The organism is Glaciimonas immobilis (genome assembly GCF_011947285.1).
Lineage (GTDB): Bacteria > Pseudomonadota > Gammaproteobacteria > Burkholderiales > Burkholderiaceae_D > Glaciimonas > Glaciimonas immobilis.
The window spans coordinates 303,961-327,050 of the sequence record NZ_JAAOZT010000006.1 but is presented as its reverse complement, the minus strand read 5'-3'; the positions used below and the strand labels follow the sequence as shown (position 1 = coordinate 327,050).

Sequence of the window (23,090 nt, the reverse complement as noted above, 5' to 3'; positions counted from 1 at the left end):
AATTTTTTGTAGTGAAGTTACCACAAAGTGTTGTATAGTTACATACAATTCCAGCCGCCATGAGAGTTCAGATATGTCCACGACACCCTATTCTGCGCAACACATTTCCAGCCTAAAAGCCGATACACCTTCCTTTTTGGCGCTGCAGGAACACTACGCTGCGACAAAAAATATCCCCTTACGCGCGTTGTTCGATGGCGATCCAGACCGCTTCGCCAGTTTCACTGTTGAAGCAGCAGGCCTGTTTTTAGATTATGCCAAGAATACGCTGACCAGCGAAACCATGTCCCTGCTTTTTAATCTGGCCCGTGAACGCCATGTTGAAGCCCGCCGTGAAGCGATGTTTGTCGGGGAAAAAATCAATACGACCGAGCACCGCGCCGTATTGCACACTGCGCTGCGCACGCCGTGGCCGCCGAGTTCTGCTGCTGCCGCACTGGTCGTGGATGGGCAACAGGTCAATGCCGATGTTCACGCTGTACTGGAGCAAATCGCGACATTCACCGAATCGGTACGTTCGGAAAAATGGCGGGGCTACAACGGCAAGCCAATTACCGACATCGTCAACATCGGCATCGGCGGCTCAGATCTTGGACCGAAAATGGTTTGTCAGGCGCTACGACCGTTTCAGCATGCACGTTTGACGATGCATTTTGTGTCAAATGTCGATGGGCACGATATCGATGCCGTCTTATCGAAAATAGACCCTGCAACTACGCTGTTCGTGATCGCGTCCAAGACCTTCACGACGATGGAAACCATGATGAACGCGCATAGTGCCCGGCAATGGTTCCTGACGCAGGCAGAAACTGCTACCGAAACCGATCTGGCACATCATTTTGTGGCGGTCTCTACCAATACCGAAGGCGTCAAGGCGTTCGGCATTGATCCCCAAAACATGTTCCCGTTCTGGGATTGGGTGGGTGGGCGCTACTCTGTCTGGTCGTCAATCGGCCTGTCGGTCGCGCTGGCAATCGGGTTTGAGCGATTCAGCGAATTTCTGGCTGGCGCGCATGCGATGGACAGTCATTTCCGCAGCGCGCCGCTCGAACAAAATATGCCCGCTATTCTTGCGCTGGTCGGCGTCTGGCAACGCAATTTCTGCGGCAGCGCGTCGTTATCGATTGCGCCTTACCATCAGGATTTAGGAAATTTTCCATCGTACTTGCAGCAACTGGAAATGGAAAGTAACGGTAAGCGTACGGCGCTCGATGGCAGCCCGGTGGAGGTTAACACTTGTCCGGTAATCTGGGGCAACGTAGGTACCAACGGACAGCATGCTTACTTCCAGCTTTTGCATCAGGGCACCGATATTACGCCGGTTGATTTCATTGCCGCGCTAGCGCCTGAGCATCGCCTGCCGGGCCATCAGGCGGCGTTGCTGGCCAACTGCTTTGCACAGTCAGAAGCCTTTATGCGTGGCAAAAGCGCTGACGAAGTGCGTGCAGAAATGCAAACCAAAGGCATGCCAGAAGACCAGATAACGGCGCTGTTACCGCATCGGACTTTTCCTGGTAATCGTCCTAGTAATACCATCTTGATGCAAAAGCTGACCCCCGCCGCGCTCGGCGCTTTAATCGCCCTGTATGAGCACAAGGTATTCGTGCAAGGCGTGATCTGGGGCATCAATAGTTTTGATCAATGGGGAGTAGAGTTGGGAAAAGTAATGGCCACGCATATTCTCGATGAGTTGAATACCAACGCAACCTGCGATTCGTCGGTCGGCAAGCACGATAGTTCAACCAATGGTTTAATAAACCGTGCTCGTGCAGTATTAATGGCCGCCAAAAGCGACGCCGCGTAGGGTCGGAGCATCGTCAAGGAAGACTTTTTAAATCAGACTTAAAGTAAAACGGACAATCAAAAATTATGGCATTAGCAGAATTTGATCTGGCAATCTTTGGTGGCACCGGCGATCTTTCGATGCGTAAATTGCTACCGGCGATGTACTCGCGCGATCGCGCCAACGACTTACCCCCAAACGCACGCATTCTATGTATTGGACGCCATGAACTGTCGAACGACGCATTTCTTCAGCAACTGGACAAGGACGCCCGCCCTCATATTTCGATGGAAATATTCGAGCCGGCCGTCTGGGAGCGGCTTTGCAAGCGAATTCAATATGTGGCCATGGATGCCACAGACGCCAAGTCGTATAAGGCATTAGTGGCCGCCATGCGCCCCGATCCAACGGTGACTAATGTATTTTATCTGGCGACCCCTCCAGCGTTGTTTTCTAAAATTTGCCGCAACCTGTCAAGCTCCGGCCTGGCAACGCCTAATTCGCGCGTGGTACTAGAAAAGCCATTGGGACGAGACTTGGCGAGCGCCAAGCAAATCAATGCTGAAGTAGGGAAGATATTCTCTGAATCACAGATTTTTCGGATCGATCATTATCTCGGTAAAGAGACCGTTCAAAATCTGCTGGCCCTGCGTTTTGGGAACGTGCTGTTTGAACCATTATGGCGTCGCGAATGGATTTCTGACGTGCAGATTACCATTGCCGAAGAACTGGGCGTGGGCAATCGCATGGGTTATTACGAAAGCTCGGGCGCGCTGCGCGACATGCTGCAAAACCATTTGCTGCAATTACTCTGCATCGTCGCCATGGAGCCGCCGGTGTCGATCACCTCCGATGCGGTGCGCGATGAAAAGCTCAAAGTTTTGCGCTCGCTAAAGCGTTTTACGCCAGTCAGTCTGGCCCAAAATGTTGTGCGAGGTCAATATCGCGCCGGACATGTAAACGGTATTGCAGTACCGGGTTATCGCAAGGAACAAGACGCCGATCCGCACTCACGAACAGAAACCTTTGTCGCGATTAAAACTGAAGTCGATACCTGGCGCTGGGCAGGCGTACCATTTTATCTGCGCACCGGCAAACGCATGGCCGATTCTCTGGCCGAAATTGTCATCAGATTTAAGAAAATTCCGCATTCCATTTTCACTCAGCCCAATAGCAGTTTTGAATCTAATTGTCTGGTGATACGGTTGCAACCGGACGAAGGCCTGCACCTGAACCTGATGGCTAAAACGCCCGGCGACGGTATGCGTTTGAAGCCAGTTGAACTGGAACTGAACTTCCGCGAAAGCTTTAAAGCACCGCGCATGGAAGCTTACGAACGACTGTTGCTCGACGTGCTGCGCGGTCAATTGACTTTGTTCATGCGTAGCGATGAGTTAGAGGCAGCATGGGAATGGGTTGAGCCGATTCTGGACTATTGGGAGCAGGAAGAAAACGAGCCTATTCCCTACAGCGCCGGTACCTGGGGACCTGCTGCGGCCAGCGCATTAATTGGCCGCGACGGACTGCAATGGCGCGAAGAAGCGTTACCGGAAGTGTAGGAGCATCACCTTGGCAATGCTACTAGACGCTATTCGCACGCAAATTGACTTACTCTCCAAGTCGGAGAAAAAAGTCGCCCTGACGATCCTCGACAACCCGCAACTGGCGTTGTCGGAGAACATCACTGCGCTGGCAAAAAATGCGTTGGTCTCGGAACCGACCGTGGTCCGTTTCTGCCGGGCGGTGGGTTACGAAGGCTGGCATGATTTCAAGCTAAAGTTAGCGCAGAGTCTGGCGGTCGCCCTGCCGGGCGCTAACGAAATGCTGGCGCAAGATGATATCGCCGCCGATCTGGTGAACAAGATTTGCAGTCGCTCCATTAATACACTGCTGGACTTACGCAATCATCTCAGTCCCGATGCGATTCAACGTGCGCTGGATGTTTTGCTAAAGTCCAACAAAATTGAATTTTACGGTCAGGGAACTTCCGGTATTGTTGCTGCCGATGCGCAACATAAATTTTTCCGCTCTGGCGTGCCGACGGTCGCCTATTCCGATCCGCATATCCACAGCATTGCAGCGTCGCTGTTGCAGCCCGGCGATGCCGTCGTCGCCATCTCACAACGTGGCGGCAATGCTGCATTGCTGCGTAGCGTTCAACTGGCCAAAAAAGGCGGCGCCGACGTTATCGTACTGGGGCCTAGTGGCACACCGCTGGCGGAACTGGCGACAGTGCTGGTTCCGATCGATCTGAGTTTTAATACTGACCCCTATACCCCCATCTCAGCCCGCTTAGCGCATCTGGTCGTGATTGATATTCTGGCGGTCGGCCTGGCGCTCAAGCGGGGTCCCGAATTCCGCAAGAAGATGCAAAACGCGCAAAAAGCCCTGCAACAGTTCGACATGCAATTTGATTCGTTCTTCCGTTGATTAATCCTGACGGAAGAGGCCTTGCAGAACTTTTTGTCGGTAACAGCTTCTTATCACGTAAGGTCTGCAGTAGGTATCCTTGACCTCACGTAGCGTAAGGACAAGTACGACCCCAATAGGTAAGAGAACACAAAATAAATTAAAAGAGACAAGCAATGACAACACCATCTGAATTTAAAGATCCGACTTTCTTACGCACGCAAATGCGCCGCGACATTGCTTTTTTTCATCCGCGTGTAATTGATCCTGCGGGTGGGTTTTTTCATTATCTGAATGACGACGGCAGCATCTATAATGCCGAAAGTCGGCATCTCGTAAACAGCGCACGGATGGTGTTTTGCTATGCACTGGCGTTTCGGCTGGACGGAAAAGAAGAATACCGGGAAGCTGCCCGTCATGGTCTGCGCTTCATTGAAGAAAAGCATAAGCAGCCGGACCACGGTGGTTACGCATGGGTCCTGGAGAATGGCGTCCCAGCTGACCGCACCCAGCACTGCTATGGTCTCGCGTTCATATTGTTAGCCCACGCACACGCACTAAAAATCGGCATAGCGGACGCCGCCGCCGGAATCAGCGCCACGTTTGCGTTAATGGAATGTTTGTTCTGGTCGGAAGCCGACGGCCTCTACGCAGACGAAGCAACGCCGGAGGGCGTGGTGTCATCCTACCGCGGTCAGAACGCCAATATGCATAGCTGCGAGGCATTAATCGCTGCATTCGAAGCCACAGGCGAGACAGTCTATCTGCATCGTGCAGAATTGCTGGCCCATAACATCACCATCCGCCAGGCAGTGCTCGGGAACGGATGGATATGGGAGCACTATCACACCGACTGGAGCGTGGACTGGGAATATAACCGCAACGATAGCAGTAATATGTTCAGGCCGTGGGGTTATCAGCCAGGTCACATGACCGAATGGTCCAAGTTATTGCTATTGCTGGATCGATACCAGTCGCGATTGCAACATGGTGGCGATTGGTTAGTCGATCGTGCACAGGCGTTATTCGACGTAACCATGCCGCTGGCGTGGGATAAGCAACACGGTGGACTGTTTTATGGCTTGGCACCGGATGGCACGGCCTGCGATGACGATAAATATTTTTGGGTACAGGCGGAGTCTCTGGCGACGGCTGCATTGCTTGCACAAAGAACGGGTAATCCGGTTTATTGGGATTGGTACAACAGGCTATGGCGATATAGTGCCGATCATCTGATCGATCAGCAACGCGGTGGCTGGTATCGCATTTTGCATCGAAATAACCAGCGCTATGGACCGGAAAAGCCGCCCCATGGCAAAACTGATTTCTATCATCCGCTGGGCGCCTATCTGGAATCACTCTATGCCCTAGGATCCGAACTGGCCTAATCAAGACTAAGCATAGCGCCCGCCGCTATGCTCCTCTCTTTGTCGCGCTGACAGCGCGCGCGGTAATGTTTGTGGATATCTGAACCAACAACCTTTATTTATCGCCATTTACCGGGCGATGCTTCCTATCGGGCAGGGCACTTTCCAAACGACTACTTTCAATTGGCGAAAGCTAATTCCTGTTAACTTCAACTTCGGTAACACACCAAATGTATTAAAGCTACCTGTAGTAAAAATACATGTCAAGGGCCATTGCCAGATCCGACATCAATAACTCTCCCAGACCGATAACTATTTGCCTTAGTGCGATCACAGTATTGATATTCGTGCTCTTTTACAAGGTCCAATGTGCAGCTTTTTAGCAACAAAAATATAGTAAAACTACATAAATAAACAAATAAAGGGCATTTCCGTTTAAGATCAGCACCAACAAAGCGATACAAGCTTTGCCATTTTTTGTATGCAAAGATTAAAAATTTCGGGCGATTAGACTCGAAAAGCGGTGGTTCACACCACATGTTTACCTAGGAGATGAAATGAGCAAAACTGTTTTGAAAAGTCTGCGTACGGCTTCATGCCTGCCAATGGTAAAGCCATTAGCAGCAGCAATCATTTTAGCCGCCACTTGCGCCGGCCAAGCACAAGCACAAACTAACGTCACCATCTATGGTCGCGTAGATGCTGGTATCGATTACAACAGCAATCAGTACAACGCAGCAAATGGTCAACGCGGTTCAAAATGGGGCTCGGGCGGCAATAGCTGGGGTACCAGCATGTTCGGTTTCAAAGGTGTTGAAGATCTTGGCGGCGGTTTGAAAGCCATCTTTACTTTGGAAAACGGTTTTAATGCTGCTAACGGCCAAACTAATGGTGGCGGTTCTACCCTTTGGTCACGTCGCTCGTATGTCGGTTTAGTCGGTGATTTCGGTACCGTTAAACTCGGTCGCGACCTGACCCTGCCAAGCGACATCGTCTGGAGCCTGGACCCGACTGGTCAGCAAAATATGGGTTCAGCCACGTTGGTTAAAGGCCGCAACTGGCCACAAACCAGCAATCAGGTTCAATACATTTCTCCAAGTTTCGGCGGCTTTACTGCACAAGGGGCATACGGGTTCGGTGAAGTTGCAGGCGCAACCAAACCGCTTAGCAGTAGTGGCGTTGCCCTTTCTTACGTACAACCAAGCTATTCAGTAATTGCGATGTACGACGTTGCCAATGACAACAAGGGCCAATTTTCGACCTTGTTTACCAATTCTAAAGAATTGACTTTGGGCGGTACAGTTAACATCGACAAATTGAAATTGTACGCAGCTTACCAAAACCTGTCGGCACCGCAAACTGTCGCTGGTCCCGATAAAGCGAACCATTTCTGGGTTGGTGCCAATTATCAATTGACGCCTGCACTCACGTTGATCGCTGCTGCTTATCACGTCAAGTTGAACCAAAATGTCGGCAGCGCCAATTTATTCATGCTGGGCACCAACTACAGCTTGTCTAAACGCACGCTGTTATACGCAAGCATTGGTACTGTACGCAACGGTTCAAACACAAACTTTCAAGTTGAAACCGGTAGCGGTACCGGCTTGACTGGTCAAAACCAAAACGCGTTTTACACTGGCGTCAGTCACTCGTTCTGATAGCAACACCCGGGTAATCCTGACTACCGCGTCGCTTGAGCTCGGCGCGCTGGTTGGTTTTATCTTGTAAATTTGCCGATTAGTGGCAATAGCAAGACGTCCCTGGGGTATCCCCAGATTCTGCCCATTCGATTTGAGTGGGCATTTTTTATGGGCGAGCCGTTTCTATGGAATGTCTTAGTTTGCGCTCCCCGCGTCAATCAAAAAGCAAGTGGGTCTTTCGGCATTTTCAGGGGAGTTAATTACGCACTAGCAGGCATGGGAACGGGATCAGAGCGCAGCACGTGCAGCTACCGTATTGGCCTCCATCTGTAGAACCCAACCCCACAATAGGTCGTTAATTGTTCTAGTGTGAGGCAGGCACGCTATCGCGCTGGCCAGGCAAACCGCCCAGAGCAGACCCGCGCTGGCATCCGGTCCAGGCATTGCATATCACTTACTTGGTGTGCGAAATCAAGTTTGGCGTCACCAGATTATTATCACCTGAGGCGGAAGGCCCTTCTTCTTTAGCGGTGACTTTATCGCTGGCAACATCACCCTGCGTTGCAGCGGTATGCGCCAGAATCCCGCGCTTGGCCTGGCGCTGAAGTTCTGCAAACGGACTCGAACGATTCATAGAGATACCAACTGCCAGGACGTCGATCAGCAACAACAACAAAATTCGCGAAACCATCGGAATATGCATGTTGCTGCCTTCATCGTGCTCTACCGCTAATGTGTAATCGGCACGCTTTGCCAATTGCGAGTTACTGGGTGCCAGCGCAATAATAGTCGCACCGGAATTAACTGCCATCTCTACCGCAGGCGCCAGATGACGCAGGCGACCGGAGTTAGAAATAATAACGGTGACATCGGTACTTTTGAGTAATGAAGCGGAGATTTCCTGCAACTGCGGATCGGTATAAGCCGACGCAGGAATGCCCAGGCGGAAAAATTTTTGTTGTGCGTCTTCGGCCACCAATCCGCAACTACCGAAGCCGTAAAACTCTACGCGAGAAGCCTGACTGAGTATATCAATGACCTTGCTCAACGTGTCCGCGTTAAGATTGTCGCGCACCTCCATCATTGCCGAAATGGTGTTATCGATTACCTTCACCCCCACATCCAGGGATGAATCACCCACGTGCACCTGACTGTGCGCTACCGGTACGGTACCGGTGACCCCGGATGCCAGTTTTAGCTTAAAATCCGCCAGTCCCTGACAACCCATCGTGCGACAAAATCGGATAACAGTTGGTTGACTAACTTCTGCACGGCGTGCAATTTCAGAAATCGGCTCGCTCATGACCGCACGCGGATGCGCCAAAATCAAACTGGCTACTTTTTGTTCTGCTGGCGAGAATTGTGGACGTGCTTTCCGGATTCTTTCCAGAATTGGGACAGCATTACCACCACCCAGATGTTCGGCCAATATCGCAGCAACCCCGACAAAAGCAGGATAAGGTGCGGTGATGACATAGGTAGGAATTTTGGCCATATAACCCTCGAAACGGCCTTTGCTTTCAAACCGGGCGCGAAACGGCGAGCTAGCAAAATACTCACCCAGGCGCGGTACCACGCCCCCGCCGATATAAATACCGCCCAGCGTCCCCAGCGTCACTGCCACGTCCGCAGCGACCGTGCCCAGCATCGCGCAAAAACACTCTAATACTTCGTGGCATAACGCGTCGCCTCCCGCCAACGCACGTTCAACAATTTGTGCGGTGTGCAATGGTTCAGGATTCATTATTCCGCGCATGTCGGCCAGCGCCATATAGGTCATTTCGATGCCTGGACCGGATACGAGGCGTTCGGCTGAAACATGAGAATAGGTGCGCCAGCAATAGGCCAGAATCGCCGCCTCGCGCGCATCTCCCGGCGCAAACCTGACGTGACCGCCTTCACTGCCCAGCGCAATCCAGCGACGTTCGGATGGGATCAGACCACCCACGCCCAGGCCGGTGCCAGCACCAACCAACCCGACCACGCCACCGGCAAGCGGTCGCCCGCCGCCGATTTGCACGCAGTGTGTCTGCTCCAAATGTGGCAATGCCATGGACAGCGCTGTGAAATCATTCACGACCAGTAACGTGTCCAGATTGAGACGCCGCCGGGTTGCTTCGATCGAAAAGGCCCAATGGTGATTGGTCATTTTGATTTCGTCGCCTTGCACCGGATTGGCAATGGCGATCGCAGCATGACGTACCTGCGCATTGGCACCGAGGGCAAGCTCATTGGCAGCATGGTGGACCAGATAGGCCTCAACCGCTTGCGCAAATTCAGCATAATCGGCACAGCGCAAAGTCTGTATCGCCTCAATTTGTCCGGGTGCCCGCTCCAGTGCGAAACGGGCGTTGGTTCCGCCCACATCCGCTAATAAGCGCGGGCCGTCCAGATACCCATCGGTTGGTATAAAACTAGCATTTACGCCTGTAGATGAAGCCATGACAAAAAACTTTCATTTAAAACGTAAGATTTAATAACTTAAAAATAACTGAAAATTAATCTTAAACATTAAACACTGCAATTAATTTGAGAACTGATTTGTAGTCCAGCGAGCAATAGTTGCCTGCGACGGCCTGACAAACATCGTTCTGACTTCAGGTATCTTCAACCGTCTTCAGGCCATTGTGCGCCCGCACGTGCCATCATCGCAAATGACGCCGTGGGTCCCCAACTGCCCGCCATATAAGGTTTGGGCGGCGAGGCGGTGGATTGCCAGTGGTGCAATAAAGGTTCGACCCACTTCCAGGCAGCCTCTTGCTCGTCCCTGCGAACAAACAACGACAAATTACCACGAATCGCATCAAGCAATAGCCGCTCATAGGCTTCTGCCCTGCGTTGTTTAAAAGCCTGATCGAATGATAAATCCAGCGCCACGGGCTGCATGATCATGCCATCGCCCGGCTGTTTTGCCAGACAATGGAGTTGTATGGATTCGTCCGGTTGTAGCCGAATCACCAGCCTATTGCTCACGCTCCCTGAACCAAAAGGCATCGGTAAGATAGCGTGTGGTACCGGCCTGAATGTGATGACAATCTCTGCTGCACGATGCGCCAGGCGCTTTCCGGTACGCAGAAAAAATGGGACGCCGGCCCAGCGCCAATTGTTAATCTCGGCATGTAATGCCACAAAGGTTTCAGTCTGCGAACGGGGACCGATGCCGGGTTCTTGCAGATAACCCGGTACCGACTGGCTATTGACTGCACCTGCGACATATTGCCCCCGCACCGCACGCAACTCCAGGTCCTCTGCAGAAAATGGCCGCAGTGCGCGCAATACACGGACCTTTTCATCGCGTACAGCGTTGGCATCGAAAGAGGTCGGCGGTTCCATCGCGACTGTGCACAACAGTTGCAGCAAGTGGTTTTGCACCATATCGCGCAACGCACCGGTCCCATCGTAGAACTCTCCGCGCCCTTCTACGCCTAACTGTTCCGCTATCGTTAACTGGACGTGGGCGATCGATTCACGCCGCCAGAGCGGTTCGAATAAACTGTTGGCAAAGCGCAGCGCAAGCAGATTCTGTACCGACTCTTTACCTAGATAATGATCAATCCGATAAATCTGGTCCTCAGAAAAAACCCGCGCTACTGCATCATTAATAGCGTGTGAAGAGCGCAAATCATGACCAAGTGGTTTTTCTAATACGACCCGGGCCTGAGATAAATCGACGGTACTGGTGGCAAGATTGGCGCAAATACGTTCAAATAAAAGCGGCGAAGTCGCCAGATAAAACACCGATACCACTTTGCTTTGCGCCAGCAGCTCGGCCAGGCGCTGATAACCGGTAGGCTCGACCAGATCCAGCGCCAGATAATCGATGCGCGCTAAAAAACTCCGCCATGCAACATCCTCTATATCAACGGACGCGCCGCCTCCTTTCACGTGCGGAGCCGCATTTTTGCTTACCCAATCCAGATATTCGTCTCGGCTGAAAGCTTGCTTTGAGACACAAATAATGCGACCGGTTTCATGCAGTTTGGCATCCCGATGCGCGATAAAAAGGGCCGGAAGAATCTTCCGCATCGCTAAATCGCCAGTTCCGCCGAACAGCGTGAAGGTAAAAGGGGGTTGATTTTGCATTGTGAATTTGTAATAAATAAAAAACTTATATTGCAATATTAATGTAGCATTACTACAATTACAAGCGACGAAAGAGATGTTTGCTGAGTATTGTCAGTTTAATTCGACTTTTTATGTAGTTTTACTAACTTTATCTAGCCTGCCCTTTCGCAAGAGGACCTGATTGGTAGGCATGGTGGCAGCTTGTCATCGTTATCAGAAACAGTTAATGTCGGCGGAACGGAAAACTTAGCATGCAAAAATCTAACAACAACAGGATCGCAAAAGATTGTTGGACTCGCAGAGTAAGTTATTCAAGTGGCGCCCCTAAAGAGCGCCACGATTTAAACAGAAAGCTTTGATTTTTTCGGCAGGAACCTATGCATCGCCCCTTGGCGGCGGAAAGAGAGCACAACGCCGCTGCGACGATTTTGCCTAAGTCCCTGTAAGTCCTACAGTAGTAAATGGTGTGGCGCAAACCCACCATCAGTGGATAGATGTTTTTCAGACCGTGTAGCGTCAGGGAATTGGCAAGCGTGGAATGAAAACATCTTAATTAGCGTTTTTAATAAGGAGACAAGTATGAAACTGCAGCAACTCATTAAAACCACAATGGTCACAACGGTCACAGCAACAGCACTGTTATCAGCATCTGCAGCAGTCAATGCCGCGCAAGTTGAAGTGTTGCATTACTGGACCTCTGGCGGAGAAGCCAAATCAGTCGCAGAACTGAAAAAGATCATGGAATCCAAGGGCATCACCTGGAAAGACTTCGCGGTAGCGGGCGGTGCCGGAGAAAACGCGACCACTGCGCTAAAAGCACGTGTCATCGCCGGTAGCCCTCCGACTGCAGCGCAGATCAAAGGACCGTCCATTCAGGAATGGGGCCAGGAAGGCGTGTTGGCTAATATTGATGCCGCTGCGACTGCTGGAAAATGGGACACGTTGCTGCCTAAGGTTGTCTCCAACACCATGAAGTACCAAGGCCATTATGTTGCGGCGCCAGTCAATGTCCATCGGGTCAACTGGCTGTGGGTCAATCCAGAAGTCCTGAAGAAATCAGGCGCCAAAACGCCAACCACATGGGCGGAATTCTTTGATGCCGCTGACAAAATGCAAAAGGCTGGTTTTATAGCAATCGCCCACGGCGGTCAGCCTTGGCAAGATGCTACCGTATTTGAAACCACCGCTTTAGGCGTCGGCGGTGCTGACTTCTACAATAAAGCGCTGGTAAAACTTGATCAGGCCACCCTCACCGGCCCGACCATGATCAAGACATTTGACACCCTCGGCAAAATCAAAACTTACATCGATAAAAACTCACCGGGTCGCGACTGGAACCTGGCAACCGCGATGGTCATCAATGGCAAAGCCGGAATGCAATTCATGGGTGACTGGGCCAAAGGCGAGTTTACCGCTGCTGGCAAGCAGCCTGGCAAAGACTTCCTGTGCGTCCCGGCACCAGGCACTGCTAAATCTTATACCTATAATATTGACTCCATCGCGATGTTCAAGGTAAAAAGTCCTGAAGAACAAAAAGCGCAGTTAGTATTGGCAACGGCGATCATGAGCCCTGAGTTTCAGGAAATTTTCAATCTGAACAAAGGTTCGATTCCTGTCCGTCCAGATGTTCCACGCAGCAAGTTTGACAGCTGCGCAATTGAATCAATGGACGATATGGCTGCCGCCAGCAAAGCCAACACACTGGAGCCAAGTATGGCCCACGGCATGGCAGTCAGTTCAGCCGTACAAGGTGCGATGCTGGACGTGATTTCCAAGTTCATGAACTCGACCATGACATCGCAGGCGGCAGCGCAGGCATTGGCAAAAGCAGCAAAAACCCGATAATCCCCGGATTATTGATAAGCTTCATTTACCATTAAACCTTGCACATGATTAAGCGCGCATCACTCACTCCGCCCTTAGAATAACGGGCTGAGTAGTTGAAACGACATGCAACAAATTAACGTGTAAGCTATTTTGTTATAAAAACTTGACATCGGCACCCTTACTACAGGGTGCCGATGTCTGCCACGATCTCGGCGTCCGCAACTATTGCGTTTTCAATTTTGCAATATTACGGGCACCGATGATTTGGTTATGATCCTGCATCAGGAGACACGTATGTCCGATCAAATCCTCCCCTATACAACTGTATCGGTCGGGAGCACATCCAAACCGTCAAAAAATCTGGCACCGCGAGGGCGCATATCTGCTATCGCGGATAACTGGTTACCGCGACTGGTATTGTCGCCGACCATTATTATTTCTCTTGTATTCGTCTACGGCTTTATAGCGCTGACAGGTTGGCTATCGCTCACCGATTCGCGCATGATGCCCAACTACACGCTCGTTGGTTTCCATCAATACACCGACCTGTTCGGCCTTGACCGCTGGTGGGTCGCAGCAGGCAATCTCGGCATATTCGGTAGCCTGTTTATTCTATTTTGTCTGGGTATCGGCCTGTTCATGGCGATCCTGCTGGATCAAAAAATTCGTGCGGAAGGTGCCTTGCGCGCCATTTATTTGTATCCGATGGCCCTGTCGTTTATCGTCACTGGTGCCGCATGGAAGTGGATTCTGAATCCAGGACTCGGTCTAGAAAAAATGATGCACGACTGGGGCTTCACGCACTTCACGTTTGATTGGCTGGTGAATTCTGATTTTTCAATTTATACAGTCGTGATTGCCGGTGTGTGGCAGTCATCTGGTTTTGTCATGGCATTGTTTCTGGCCGGACTACGCGGAATTGACGATAGCGTGATTAAAGCCGCGCAAGTGGACGGCGCAAGTTTGCCCACTATTTACCGGCGTATCGTTATTCCCGCCCTGCGGCCAGTATTTTTCAGCGCGTTATTAATCTTGGCCCATATCGCTATCAAGAGCTTCGATCTGGTGATGGCCCTGACTGCTGGCGGTCCCGGCACGTCCTCTGACGTACCGGCGATCTTCATGTATCAATACTCATTTTCGCGCGGTCAGCTAGGCCTTGGTGCGGCGTCGGCAATGATGATGCTGGCAACTGTGATGGCGGTGCTGGTGCCATTGATGTATCTGGAAACCAAAGGAGCGCGCAATGGCCGCTAATCACAACAGCAACGGCAGCACCGTTCACCACGCGGGCGCACGACTCACGCCGGGCCGCATCGCCATCTATGTCCTGCTTATTTTTGTCGCGGTTTATTATCTGATACCGCTGTATGTGATGCTGAGTACCTCGGTTAAGACGCTGGAAGAAATTCGCACGGGTAATCTACTCTCATTACCGCACTCGCTCACCGGCGCGGCCTGGAGCAAAGCCTGGGGCCATGCTTGCACCGGGGTTGATTGCAACGGGCTGGCGCCCTACTTCTGGAACTCGCTCAGAATGGCGATCCCGGCCGTGCTGATTTCAACGCTGGTCGGCTCGCTGAACGGTTATGTCCTTGCACACTGGCGATTCCGCGGTTCAGAAATCGTATTTACTGCGCTGATGGTCGGCTGCTTCATTCCGTTTCAGGTCGTGATCCTGCCAATGGCACGATTGCTAGGCCTGGTCGATTTATCCAACAGCACCAGCGGTCTTGTGTTTGTTCACATTGTTTATGGCATCGCGTTTACCACTTTATTTTTCCGCAATTACTACATCACCGTGCCCGAAGAACTGGTCAAGGCAGCGAGGATTGATGGCGCGGGTTTCTTCATGACCTATCGCAAAATCATCTTCCCGCTATCGCTCCCGATATTCATGGTGTGCTTTATCTGGCAGTTCACGCAAATCTGGAATGACTTTTTGTTCGGCGTCGTATTTGGCGGATCGGATGCCAAACCGGTCACCGTGGCATTGAATAATCTGGTCAATACTTCGACCGGCGTTACCGAATATAACGTTAACATGGCGGCGGCCATCATCGCGGCATTGCCAACGTTGGTTGTCTATCTGCTGGCAGGAAAATATTTCGTACGCGGGCTAACTGCCGGGGCTGTAAAAGGCTAATCAGCCTACGGCAGTACGCCGCCTTAACGGCTCACAAAAATGGGGTGAGATTCCCTTTACTTAACAGTCCACATAAAGATGTTGGCTGTAGAGAACGATCAGGAGATGGAGTAGAGATGGCTAGTTTATCAATTCGCAATGTGCGCAAAGTTTATCCTAACGGCAACGAGATTCTGAAAGGAATCAATCTGGAGATAGAGGATGGCGAATTCCTGATTTTGGTCGGTGGTTCGGGCTGCGGGAAATCCACATTGCTCAATATGATCGCCGGTCTGGAGACGGTTTCCGAAGGCGACATCATGATCGGTGAGCGCCGCGTCAATGACATCGCACCCAAAGCCCGCGATATCGCGATGGTGTTTCAGTCGTACGCCTTGTATCCAACGATGACTGTACGAGAAAATATTTCGTTTGGCTTAGGTATCCGTAAAGTCCCAAAAGCCGAACAGAAAAAAATCGTCGACCGTGTAGCGCAGACATTACAAATCACACATCTGCTCGATAGCAAGCCAGCGCTATTATCCGGCGGCCAGCGTCAGCGCGTCGCGATGGGCCGTGCGATTGCACGCGATCCTTCGCTGTTTTTATTTGACGAACCGCTATCTAATCTCGATGCAAAACTCCGCGTCGAAATGCGCGCAGAAATCAAACTGCTACATCAACGCCTTGGCAGCACCATCGTCTACGTCACGCATGACCAAATCGAGGCCATGACCTTGGGCGACAAGATCGCCGTGATGAAAGACGGCATCGTCCAGCAGTTCGGTACGCCGCAAGACATCTACGACAACCCCCAGAACTTGTTCGTCGCAGGCTTCATCGGCTCTCCTTCGATGAACTTTTTGAGCGGCAAACTGGTGGCGCATGGCAGCAACGGTGGCGCGGCATTTACTCTGGAACATGGCGGACAAACGACCTTGGTGCCCTTGCCATCAACCCACGCAAATATCCCGGCAATTGCTGAATCGATTGGAAGCGATATTGTCTTGGGCATCCGACCGGAACACGTCACAGACGCGCTCAGCGCCAGAGGCTCGGAACTTAATGGCGCTCACCAGGGCTATCGTCCAAGCGAAGTATCGTGCACCATCGAACTGACCGAGCCAACCGGCCCCGACACACTAGTCTTCACGCAATTCAACGGTGCACGTATCACCTGCCGCACGCATCCGCGCGCCGCGGCAAAGCCGAAACAAGAGATGCAACTGGCTTTTGATTTGTCGAAGGCGGTATTTTTTGATCCGGTGTCGGAACGTAGGATCGGGTGATGTTGGGAGATGTTGGAAAATTTAAATGTTCGTAATCAGGAAACGGTCGGCGCCGCAAATTAGCGCCTGACCGGCCATCACAACTAGCTACTAGTACTTAGCGCCCGTGAAGGGTGTCCTGAAATTTGTGCAAACGATTTTGGTCAATCTTAAAAAATCCGTTCTTCAAACTATATAGCAAAAGTGGTTCAAAGCGGCTTTCCAATCCCTGATGAGCATCGTCGAATCTTCACGGATATGTCCGGCATGCATCCGTTCAGGTTCGGCGGCAGTATCGTTGGCTTGCCGGAATACCTGCCGCCAGGCAACAATATGCCCACATACAGACTCTTGCCACGAAAATATCCGCCCACTCCGCCTCGTTCGGTATCGCCGTTTCAAGCATGGCCGCAAACTTGTCGGAAGAGGACTAATCCGCCGTATTCTTTCTGTCACCCCTTAACTACTTCAACAGATCAGTTAAAGCAAAGCATTTCAGGGGCTTTGCAAGACGTCTGGGATATTCTAAAACGGTATTCATGAACAACGCATTGGCTTTCTTGTGCTGCGTGCGCATCAAACTAACCAACGATTGCGATAAGAGTAATTCGATTTATACATTGACCACATCCTGGTCCAGCAATCGTTCAAATTGTTCGGGCGGCACAGGGCGCGAATATAAATATCCTTGGCAATAGTCGCAACCAGCGGCAATCAAAAAGTCTCTCTGCTCAACAGTCTCAACGCCTTCTGCAATGACTTTCAATCCTACCTTATGGGCCATTACGATAATGGCTGTTGAAATCGCCCTGTCGTTCGTATCCGTGGCGAGATTCGATACAAAAGATTTATCTATTTTAAGGTAATCGATATCAAGTTTTTTTAGGTACGACAATGAGGAGTATCCAGTGCCAAAATCATCTACAGCCATCTGTATTCCAGCAGCACGATAGCGACGTAACTTATCAGCTATTTTAGCGTTTTCTCCCATCAGTAAACCTTCGGTGATTTCAAGTACAACGCGGGTACCTGAGAGGCCGATTTCGTCCAGATGCGCCAGCCACTCGTTCCCCTTCTGATGATCTTCTTTCTTTAATTGCAAGGGAGATATGTTTATACTGACCTGAAATTCACCCGATCGCCGTTCAGTCCAGCATTTGGTCCAGCGGACTGCTTCTTTAAAAATCCACTCACCAAGCTCAATGATCAGGCCTGTTTCTTCTGTCACAGGAATGAATTCAACGGGTCCTAAGATGCCGCGTTCCGGATGGTTCCAGCGCACCAGCGCTTCGGCCTTGTGGATACGACCACTTACCATCTCTACAATCGGCTGGAAATGGAGCACAAATTGATTGGTCTGAATCGCGCTACGTAGTTCTTTAATCAGACTCCTGCGTTGCAGGGCGGCCTCCTGCAACGCAGGAGTGAAATAATTAAAACAACTACCCCCATTTTTTTTCGCAATGTACATCGCCTGATCAGCATTATTGAGCAGTTGGGTAGCGTCTTTTATGTCCTCGGAATAAAATGAAATCCCTATACTGGCCGAGATGTAGGCAATATCAACGCCTAACATATAAGGCTGCGTCAGTTGATCGATAATTTCTTGAGAAATCTGCTCGATCGGATTGATTTTTCCTATTTGGGTGAGGATCATGACGAATTCATCGCCTCCCAGACGCGCAACGATATCCGAAGAGCGCGTCAAAGCGCTAAGACGGCATCCGGTTTCCTTCAAAAGAAGATCGCCGGCTGCATGGCCGAGCGTGTCATTTATCTCCTTGAAATTGTCCAGGTCAATGAACAACAGCGCCATAGAATGAACAGCACGATCATGATTTTTTATCTCCCGCTGCAAGTACGCATTAAACATATGCCGGTTGGGTAACCCGGTTAACTCGTCGAAGTTAGCTTGCCTCCAGATTACTTCTTCAGATTTCTTTTTATCGGTAATGTCGGAAAACAGGGTGACATAGCCTTGCAAAGTCCCAGTCTCATTTTTAAGGGTATTAACAACCATCCATTTGGCGTAAGTTTCACCGCTTTTCCGCTCGGCCCACAATTCCCCGGCCCAGGAGCCTCCAATCTTGAGCGACTCCAGCATGCGCGCATATTGAGGGCCTTCCCGAAACACTTTATTGAGCAAACCGGATGCTTTACCTTCAATGTCATCAAAACTATATCCCGTGATTTTGGTAAAAGCAGGATTAATTGCCAACGTCCGGTATGCGGTATCCGACAATAGCATCCCTTCTCCGCTATTCTGATGCACCAATGAGGCTACCCGCATGGCGCCGCTCAAGCGTTCGCGTTGCGTTATTATTTCTTGTAGCACTGTATTTTGAGCGGATAGTTTCTGTTGAATTGCCCGGACCCGCAGCTGTGTATGAATACGCGCAAAAACCTCTTCGATTTGGAATGGCTTGGTGATGTAGTCGACGCCGCCGACGTCAAAACCTTGGATTTTACTCTTTGTGTTTGTCAAGGCTGTCATGAAAATGACCGGAATGTCCGCGATATCATCGATAGCTTTCATTCGACGGCAGGTTTCAAAACCATCCATACCAGGCATCATCACATCCAACAAAATGAGATCGGGGCGCATGTACTGAGCACGCTTTAACGCTTCGTCTCCATCCTGGGCCGTTAGCACGTTGAAGCCAATTTCTTCCAAATAATCTACCAGAACCCGCAAGTTTGCCGGTGTATCGTCGACGATCAAAATTGTCTGATTTTGTAATGCAATTTCTACGATCGGCATCATTTTGAATCTTTCGCGACCATATGCCGTTCAATCAACGTCAGGATTGCCTTGGTTTGATAATCATTAGCCAGAACACACAGCTTCTCACCAAACATTCGGTAGCGCGTATCGCGCTCTATCATTTTTTGAGCGTACTTAATAATATTGCGGACATTACCAGCTAAGGCTAGCTGATAGAGTTTTTCAATTTCATCGGCCCGCGGGATGATCAGGCACTCCGGCGATTCGATGACCGCCTGCCCATGGGACATTTGTGAAGTAGAGGCCGTGTCAAATTCGCCATCTGTGTCGATCCTGTCCATCAGTAGTTCGAACCAGAAAATACTACCTTTTCCGACTTCACTTTCAACATGCATATTGCTCTCCATTAGTTGGAGCAAATGTGTGCTGATAGATAGCCCCAGCCCGGACCCGCCGCGCTGATTTTTAAGATTACCGACCTGTTCAAAAGGGCGAAATATTTTTTGTAAGTGATCTGGCGCAATACCGATGCCAGAGTCCTCGACTTCAAACCGGAGGCATACCTGACCACGCTCCAGCGACTTACTACTGATCCTGAAAGTGATTTGCCCCGACTCAGTAAATTTAACTGCGTTACTTAGCAGGTTAAGAAAAATCTGACGCAGGCGTAGTTCATCGAGTCGTACCGTTTTTGGAAGATGTAATCCTATTTCGATTGTAAACACCAAATCTTTTTGCTGCGCCTTCACACTAATCATTTGTGTAATAGCTTGTAGAAATGGTTGCAAATCGAACACTTTTAAACTCAATTCAAATTTTCCGGCTTCAATTTTTCCTATATCAAGCAGGTCATTTATTATCATTAATAAATGTTCGCCACTTTGGTAAATTGTGTGCAATCCAGTGAATTGACGCTGATTTAGATGTGGATCACTTTGAAGGATTTGGGTGTAACCCAAGATTGCATTGAGCGGAGTACGCAACTCATGGCTCATGTTTGATAGAAATTTACTCTTTGTGCTGTTCGCTACTTCGGCCTTGTCTTTCTGAATCGCAAGCTCCGCCGTTCGCTCCTGGACACGTTGCTCTAGTTTCTGATTCAACACTTTCAACGCCAGCTCGACCTCATCACGCACCTTGACCTCGCGCGCCAGACGCTCGGCCAGATGGTGCAAATCGTGCATCATCCGCGCTTTAGCTTCTATCAAAAATAGGAAGTCTACCGTCGAATCATGCAGTGCAAAATCGTTGAAGGACAAACCCAGGCTCTTTACACTTTGCACGTCGCTGACGAGCGGGGAGCCAAGAAAAAGCATTAAATTACCCTGACGGCGATTTAAAATCAGCATTTGTCCTTTGAGAATGTGCTTGGATTCAAGGCATTCGACCAAAAAAACAGAAAACAACTGACTCGCGATAGAGTCAAAGTTCATTGATAGTCCGGTCGGTGTGTCAACCCGAAATAAGTCTTGAACGACTGCGCCGCATACAACGGAGGATGAAAGACGGTTAATATTTTCTCCATGTTGCACAATTTGGCCGGTATTATCGAAAATCACATGGAACGGAAATACTGCTGGCATCAGTTCAGGTGGTATGCCATGCAGCAGCGCTGGCGCTGAATTTTTTTTACCCATCTACAAGATGGCGGACTGTGTGCGGATCGCGTATGTAACTACGAATTCTTCATAATTTAATCCTTGATCGGCACCACGTACATGATCAATGGTGACATCAGTATTGAAGCGCTCACCCAAGCCTGTTAGCAGACCCTTGACCATCGGCGCATAGCCATTACGCGAAGAGCGATAATGAAGCTTGAATGCGCCCGGCGTTTCATCAGTAACAAGAAACGAGGGTGGTTTCAGGTCTGGCATCCATAGACCGATACGCGCATGCATGTTATTCAGATTTTTTATAAACGCCAAAAAATCTTGCCCTGACATATCCAAAACGTAATCATAATTGCGACTAGCGAATCCCACCCAATATTGGCCAAACCCCGCCAAAATATCGCTGGGACTCAAATGCAGAATAGCGCTTGCTGCCCTCACCAGCTTGTCTGTTACTTCTTCAGGATATTGATCCATTGAAACAAACACATCGACTACGCCTGCCTCTAAACGAATTTTTTCCCATATGGCTTCGCCGTGCCCTTCCACAACCATTTCTTTAACAGCCTGATTTATAAGTCCATACATTTAGCCATCCTTCACAACGATTAACTGGTCTTATTGGTGCAATACCGAATGCCCCGTCAGAAGAAAAAATCAGCGCTAAACTACCAGAATCGGTGACCGCTTCTCGGGACTGCACCTACAGCTACGGGCAGCAAGGGTAAACGGGGAAATCCGACCACGCTAGAACCACGTTAAGTAAAGTTTACTCAAAGCATCATAGTGCAATTTTAAAATACCTGCATAAATTATTATGCACATATAGAATATTTTATATGTTGAATATTAACGACGAGCAGAAGGAATCGCCTAAAACGCAGGGTCTGACTGAAGGTGTATTGGTACACACTCTCAAGCATCCAAAATTTTACCGATGATCGTCGCCGGGGTACCGCCTTCGGTTACACCATTGGTAATCATCTACATGCTGTCCCTCTGCTCTTCAACCTGCTTTACAGTATGTTTTCCGTTGCTGCCCGCCGGCAGTTTTTTTTACTAAAGTTTTCTCGGTCGGATGCAACTGCCGATTTTTCTGATCCGCAATCACCCACACATTCGCACCAATCCCGGCATCCCTGCTCCCTCCCCCCGCCAGCGCCCCCGATGCCGCACCCACCAGCGTGGCACCCAGATTCATCATGTCATTAAAATCCTGTGAACCGGGTGTATAGCCCTGACTGATTAAATAATCCACCGGCACCATCGCTTAAAGACGAAACAAGACAGCTACTTTTTAGCTCATTGTTAGCATCAGGACTGACTTTGGGGCGACTGTTCAACGAGCCCAAAAATGCAATAAATACTGCACTCAATCCTAAACCTAGAGGCAAAAAATGACTAGCAAAGTCGAATGTGTATCGGCAAAGAAGAATCTAAGTGTTTCACTCCCTCTTTGGTATAGATAGAAAGGCCAAGAAGTAATGTCGTGCGAACTAAAGCCGTGACTAAAAAAACTACCCAATACTTAAACCGGCTCAACCATTGTGCAGTCCCAAGGCCAAACAGACCGCCAAATATCCCAGACCAAAAACCGTCAACAAAAGGGGCTCCGATTATTGGTTAGCAGATGAGTTAATCACTGCCTGCGCCGCGCTGCCAGCGGCTTTACCGGCTACCCCGCCATTGACGCGAATGATAAACCCCGGCAGTGTTGCTAAATTTGTGATCGCGTTCGGCACACCCGCCCAGCCAAACATCGCCGTACTGTACATGCCAGTTCAACCCCCGACTGTCATAGCAGTCGCTAATCCAGGATAAGAAAAACGTTGATCGAAAGCTTTTCTAAAAGATGTGTTTTATTAAATATGGAGCTTAAAGCTACTCCACCTGTATAAGAAGCTCCCCCAGTCTCCAAAGCCGTCCCCATCAAAAAAATAGAGCGAAGTACTACGAATCATTTTTATCGTCTTCACTTGATTTTTTTGAAGTGCCTAATACACCTACGAACGCGACGAAGAGCATTAGCAAACCTATTCCTACAGAAACAAGAATAAGATCAGGAGCAATGATATTTTTTAGCATAATTTGAGTGGCAATCTTTAGCCCTTTTGTATAAATTCCTGCTACATACAACCCAATATAAGTGCCTGCCATTCCGGTTAAAAAAATTACCCAATATTTAAATCGATTCATCCATTGAGCAATCCCAGGGCCAAACAATCCACCAAATATGCCATGCCACAAACCGTCAAACATGATGGCCTC

17 protein-coding genes are annotated in these 23,090 nt (G+C 49.9%); 9 read left to right on the top strand and 8 right to left on the bottom strand.

What is annotated here, in order from left to right:
* The first annotated feature begins 73 nt into the window (after positions 1-73).
* The 5 genes from pgi (at position 74) to HAV38_RS10570 (ending at position 7,217) form a co-directional block, all read left to right on the top strand.
* Complete coding sequence (gene pgi / locus HAV38_RS10590) at positions 74-1,804, top strand: glucose-6-phosphate isomerase (protein ID WP_168055149.1); 1,731 nt, start codon at positions 74-76, stop codon at positions 1,802-1,804.
* A gap of 65 nt (positions 1,805-1,869) precedes the next feature.
* Positions 1,870-3,342: a glucose-6-phosphate dehydrogenase gene (gene zwf / locus HAV38_RS10585; protein WP_168055147.1), complete on the top strand. Its 1,473-nt coding sequence runs from the start codon at positions 1,870-1,872 to the stop codon at positions 3,340-3,342.
* A gap of 16 nt (positions 3,343-3,358) precedes the next feature.
* Entirely contained in the window at positions 3,359-4,213 is an 855-nt protein-coding gene (locus tag HAV38_RS10580; RefSeq protein WP_168055553.1) for an SIS domain-containing protein, read from the top strand.
* 155 nt (positions 4,214-4,368) lie between these two features.
* Entirely contained in the window at positions 4,369-5,580 is a 1,212-nt protein-coding gene (locus HAV38_RS10575; protein WP_168055145.1) for an AGE family epimerase/isomerase, read from the top strand.
* A gap of 536 nt (positions 5,581-6,116) precedes the next feature.
* Entirely contained in the window at positions 6,117-7,217 is a 1,101-nt protein-coding gene (locus tag HAV38_RS10570) for a porin (protein ID WP_168055143.1), read from the top strand.
* 436 nt (positions 7,218-7,653) lie between these two features.
* On the opposite strand, the gene HAV38_RS10565 is transcribed toward HAV38_RS10570, so the two are convergent.
* Entirely contained in the window at positions 7,654-9,642 is a 1,989-nt protein-coding gene (locus tag HAV38_RS10565) for a glucokinase (RefSeq protein WP_168055141.1), read from the bottom strand.
* Positions 9,643-9,806: 164 nt separating this feature from the next.
* Positions 9,807-11,282, bottom strand: a complete 1,476-nt coding sequence (zwf, locus tag HAV38_RS10560) for a glucose-6-phosphate dehydrogenase (protein WP_168055139.1) — start codon at positions 11,280-11,282, stop codon at positions 9,807-9,809.
* Between the two features lie 561 nt (positions 11,283-11,843).
* Between zwf (HAV38_RS10560) and HAV38_RS10555 the strand changes: the two genes are divergently transcribed.
* From HAV38_RS10555 to HAV38_RS10540, 4 genes are all read left to right on the top strand, one after another.
* A complete protein-coding gene (locus tag HAV38_RS10555; RefSeq protein ID WP_168055137.1) occupies positions 11,844-13,109 on the top strand; it encodes an ABC transporter substrate-binding protein in 1,266 nt (421 codons plus the stop codon).
* Between the two features lie 276 nt (positions 13,110-13,385).
* Positions 13,386-14,348 (top strand): carbohydrate ABC transporter permease, encoded by a 963-nt coding sequence (locus HAV38_RS10550; protein ID WP_168055135.1) that lies wholly within the window; start codon positions 13,386-13,388, stop codon positions 14,346-14,348.
* Positions 14,338-15,237 (top strand): carbohydrate ABC transporter permease, encoded by a 900-nt coding sequence (locus HAV38_RS10545; RefSeq protein ID WP_168055133.1) that lies wholly within the window; start codon positions 14,338-14,340, stop codon positions 15,235-15,237. Before HAV38_RS10550 ends, HAV38_RS10545 begins: the two co-directional genes overlap by 11 nt.
* A gap of 116 nt (positions 15,238-15,353) precedes the next feature.
* Positions 15,354-16,505 carry an ABC transporter ATP-binding protein gene (locus tag HAV38_RS10540; RefSeq protein WP_168055131.1) on the top strand — a complete coding sequence of 384 codons (1,152 nt, stop codon included), beginning with the start codon at positions 15,354-15,356 and terminating at the stop codon, positions 16,503-16,505.
* Positions 16,506-17,097: 592 nt separating this feature from the next.
* Here the strand turns inward: HAV38_RS10540 and HAV38_RS10535 are convergent.
* From HAV38_RS10535 to HAV38_RS10510, 6 genes are all read right to left on the bottom strand, one after another.
* Complete coding sequence (locus HAV38_RS10535) at positions 17,098-19,248, bottom strand: two-component system response regulator (RefSeq protein WP_168055129.1); 2,151 nt, start codon at positions 19,246-19,248, stop codon at positions 17,098-17,100.
* Positions 19,245-20,846, bottom strand: a complete 1,602-nt coding sequence (locus HAV38_RS10530; RefSeq protein ID WP_168055128.1) for an ATP-binding protein — start codon at positions 20,844-20,846, stop codon at positions 19,245-19,247. The genes HAV38_RS10535 and HAV38_RS10530 overlap by 4 nt, the downstream gene beginning before the upstream one ends.
* Positions 20,847-21,410, bottom strand: coding sequence for a heme NO-binding domain-containing protein (locus tag HAV38_RS10525; RefSeq protein ID WP_168055126.1), 564 nt, complete (start codon positions 21,408-21,410; stop codon positions 20,847-20,849). It abuts the gene before it with no gap.
* 418 nt (positions 21,411-21,828) lie between these two features.
* On the bottom strand, positions 21,829-22,080 hold the full coding sequence (locus HAV38_RS10520) for a hypothetical protein (RefSeq protein ID WP_168055124.1): 252 nt from the start codon (positions 22,078-22,080) through the stop codon (positions 21,829-21,831).
* A gap of 358 nt (positions 22,081-22,438) precedes the next feature.
* Positions 22,439-22,597: a hypothetical protein gene (locus HAV38_RS10515; RefSeq protein WP_168055122.1), complete on the bottom strand. Its 159-nt coding sequence runs from the start codon at positions 22,595-22,597 to the stop codon at positions 22,439-22,441.
* A 175-nt stretch (positions 22,598-22,772) separates the two neighbouring features.
* Entirely contained in the window at positions 22,773-23,081 is a 309-nt protein-coding gene (locus HAV38_RS10510; protein ID WP_168055120.1) for a hypothetical protein, read from the bottom strand.
* Between the last annotated feature and the right edge of the window lie 9 nt (positions 23,082-23,090).